This is a genomic window from Candidatus Micrarchaeia archaeon (assembly GCA_041653315.1).
Taxonomy (GTDB): domain Archaea; phylum Micrarchaeota; class Micrarchaeia; order Anstonellales; family JAHKLY01; genus JAHKLY01.
This window is the reverse complement of the sequence record JBAZFO010000070.1, coordinates 1-3,209: the sequence shown is the minus strand read 5'-3', so window position 1 is coordinate 3,209 and position 3,209 is coordinate 1. Positions and strand designations below refer to the sequence as shown.

The 3,209-nt window shown below is 29.2% G+C and carries 5 protein-coding genes; 1 reads left to right on the top strand and 4 read right to left on the bottom strand.

All coding sequences use genetic code 11. The features are described 5' to 3' along the window. Positions 1–65 precede the first annotated feature (65 nt). On the top strand, positions 66–488 hold the full coding sequence (locus tag WC356_07695; protein MFA5383025.1) for a hypothetical protein: 423 nt from the start codon (positions 66–68) through the stop codon (positions 486–488). Here WC356_07695 and WC356_07690 read toward each other — a convergent pair whose 3' ends face one another. The 4 genes from WC356_07690 to WC356_07675 form a co-directional block, all read right to left on the bottom strand. Next, positions 489–1,358 carry a thiamine pyrophosphate-dependent enzyme gene (locus WC356_07690; GenBank protein MFA5383024.1) on the bottom strand — a complete coding sequence of 290 codons (870 nt, stop codon included), beginning with the start codon at positions 1,356–1,358 and terminating at the stop codon, positions 489–491. A gap of 11 nt (positions 1,359–1,369) precedes the next feature. Then, a complete protein-coding gene (gene porA, locus WC356_07685) occupies positions 1,370–2,512 on the bottom strand; it encodes a pyruvate ferredoxin oxidoreductase (protein ID MFA5383023.1) in 1,143 nt (380 codons plus the stop codon). A gap of 132 nt (positions 2,513–2,644) precedes the next feature. Next, positions 2,645–2,947 (bottom strand): 4Fe-4S binding protein, encoded by a 303-nt coding sequence (locus WC356_07680; GenBank protein MFA5383022.1) that lies wholly within the window; start codon positions 2,945–2,947, stop codon positions 2,645–2,647. Between the two features lie 2 nt (positions 2,948–2,949). Then, the coding region (locus WC356_07675; GenBank protein ID MFA5383021.1) for a 2-oxoacid:acceptor oxidoreductase family protein at positions 2,950–3,209 on the bottom strand (260 nt) is incomplete at its 5' end.

Here is a 3,209-nt window from a genome sequence, read left to right as displayed (position 1 = left end):
AAAAACCATTATAAACCCGTGTCGCACTAATTATATTATCGTGAATAATTAAACTATGTGATAGTATGAATTATATCCCAAAAAAGTATAAAACAATTGAATACAATAACAAAATCTTTATTTATAAAATTGAAGATAATATAAATAATAAATTAATGGGTGAAGAAATTAGAAATACTGAATTCCCATATTGTAAACTTATGACTGATGAAGATTTACCACAACTAACTTTAACTGATTTTAAATTACTTGTTAATTTGATAAATACTGAAAAATATACTAATGAAACTCTAGATAAAAGAAAGGAGATTTATAAAAAAATATTAGAGTTATGTTGCGTTCCAGAATCAGAAGCAAAAAATAGAATAGAATTAGCAGAAGCTTTCTTACATTTTTGGATTAAAGGTTATGGAAATAATAAAAAACAAATCCCAGATAAATATCAATTACATATTAAAAATAATTTTCAAACTATATTTACTTTTTAATTATCTTTTCCAGTCTTTATTCACACGCGCTTGAATATATTTAATTTCATCTGGAGTTAGATGTTTAAATCTACCTTGTAATTTTAAATAATCTTCAACTGGTTTAAAATTAGGCTGAACTGTTATTTTTTCATTTTGAATATCTCCATTTTCTATTTCATTTAATTTCCATAACCCAGTTTCAACTGCTAATTTTGCTACTTCAACTGTTAATTGTGGATCATATTTCCAGCCAGGAACACATGGAGATAAAACATCAATAAATCTTGAACCTTGAATATTCAAAGCTTTTTTAACTTTATTTTCTAAATCTAGTAAATACCCAGCACTTGCAGATGCAGCATAAGGTATTCCATGTGCAGCTGCAATTTTAACCATTGGTTTAATAGGTTCTTGTTTTCCTCTAATTTCTTTTCCTATTTGTGAAGTAGTAGTCCAGGCATATAAAGGTGTTTGAGAACTTCTTTGTATTCCAGTATTTTCATAAGCTCCATTATTATACATAATATATAGAATATCTTCATTTCTTTCCCATGAACCAGATAATGCTCCAAAACCAATATCTGCTGTTCCGCCGTCTCCTGCAATAACAACTACTTTTGTATGATTGTTTCCCTGCGCTTTTAATGCTCTTGAAACACCTGAAGCAACTGAAGCTCCATTTTCAAAAGTAACATGAATATAAGGAACTTTCCATGCACTTCTTGGAAAACAAGCTGAAAATATTTCGGAACATGAAGTAGTATTAACAACAATACAGTCTTTACCAATAGCGCGCATTATAGTTCTTATAGCTAAAGCTGCACCGCATCCTGCGCATGCTGTATGTCCTGATGTGAAAATATCCCATTCTCTCTTAAATTCAACCATTTTTTTAACCTCTAAACAAACTCTCTTTTGATTTTTTTATTTTTTAAACTTTTAAATATATTTTTAGCATCTTCCACAGTTACATCTTTTCCTCCAATACCTCCAATAAATGAAGATATTGAAACTTTTTTTGCTAATTTAGAATCATAAACAGATGCTAAAACATCAGTATATAATGGAGGATATCCTCCTAACGTAGTTGCTCTGTCAAAAACACCAATATGTTTTTTTCCTTCAATAATCTTTCTCACATCTTCATAAGGAAAAGGTCTAAAAGATTTAATTCTTAATAAACCTACTTTTTCTCCTTTTTCTCTTAATTCATCAATTGCTTCTTTTATATTCCCGCAAAAAGAACTCATTGCAATAATAACTCTTTCAGCATCATCACATTTATAATTTTCAATTAACCCATTTCCATATTTTCTTCCTATAATTTTACTAAATTCTTCTTCTGTTTTTTTAATCGGTTCTCTTGAATTATCAACATCTTTAGCAATATCTTCTCTAAAATCCTGTAAAAATTCAGGTGTTGAATAAATACCCAATGTAACTGGATTTTCTGAATCTAGTTTAAATTCTGGTTTAAATTTAGGTAAGAATTTTTGAATTATTTCTTTTTGAGGTATATCAATCTGTTCAACTGCATGTGTTAAATAAAAACCATCAATACAAACCATTACAGGCAATAATAAAGATTCTGCTATTTTATATGCTTGAGGTAAAGTATCAACTGCTTCTTGATTACTTTCACACATTAAGATAATCCATCCTGAATCTCTTTCAGGCATTATATCTTGATGGTCACACCAAATTCCTAACGGCGAATTTAAAGATCTATTAGCAACACACATTACAATTGGAAGTCTCATACCTGCTGTTGCATATAAAACTTCATGCATTAAAGCTACTCCTTGTGATGAAGTAGTTGTAAATGTTCTTGCGCCTGCTGCACTTGCACCTGCTAATGCAGAAATAGCTGAAAACTCTTGTTCAACAGTAATATATTCAGGTATTTTTCCATCTGCATAAAACTTTTGTAATTTTTCAGCAATATGTGTTGAAGGAGTAATTGGATAACAAGCTAAAACTTCAGCTTCACAATTAACGACAACTTCTGCAATTGCATGACTTCCTTCTAATGTTTTTACCATTTTTACACCTTAATTATTTAATTTTCATTTTCTTTTCTTTCTTTTTCTTTTCGTTAATTTTTTCTTTTCTCTATTTTTCTTTGTTTTCTTTCTTTCCCAAGGGTTTCTTTCTTTTACAAAAGAAAGAAAGGCTTACTTATCTTCTTTTTTGTGTGAAATTGCTTTAACAGGACATATTCTTTCACATATCAAACATCCTTTACAATAATCATAATTTATATGCGCGCCTTTTTCATCTATTTCAATCGCGCCATCTGGACAATGTAATGCACATTGCCCGCATTTAATACATTTTGATAAATCAATTGAAGGTTTTTGATCTCTCCATGAGCCTGTTTTATTTTCTTTAGCAGTATCACATTTTGAATGCGGAACTTTAGGAACTTTTAACTTTCCTTTATTTTCTCCTTTTGTTTTTTTATCTTCTTTTACCATTTTTACACCTTAACTATTTCACAACATCCTTTAAATGCAGCTATATTTTTATCTGCTATTTTTTCATCATCAAAATGTTCTTTAACTGCTTTTTCTAAACATTGAGAATCTACCCAGTCAACTAAATTAACAAATGCACCCAACATTGCTGTATTAACAATTGGTTTTCCAATTTTTTCTAAAGCAATTGAAGTTGCATCAACAGTATAAACTTCACCAATATTTTTAGACTTTAATTTTTTTCTGCATTCTTCAGCAGATA

Coding starts and splice junctions, on each gene's coding strand:
- WC356_07680 (MFA5383022.1), bottom strand. CDS start 2,947: ATGGTAAAAGAAGATAAAAAAACAAAAGGAGAAAATAAAGGAAAGTTA.
- WC356_07695 (MFA5383025.1), top strand. CDS start 66: ATGAATTATATCCCAAAAAAGTATAAAACAATTGAATACAATAACAAA.
- WC356_07690 (MFA5383024.1), bottom strand. CDS start 1,358: ATGGTTGAATTTAAGAGAGAATGGGATATTTTCACATCAGGACATACA.
- porA (MFA5383023.1), bottom strand. CDS start 2,512: ATGGTAAAAACATTAGAAGGAAGTCATGCAATTGCAGAAGTTGTCGTT.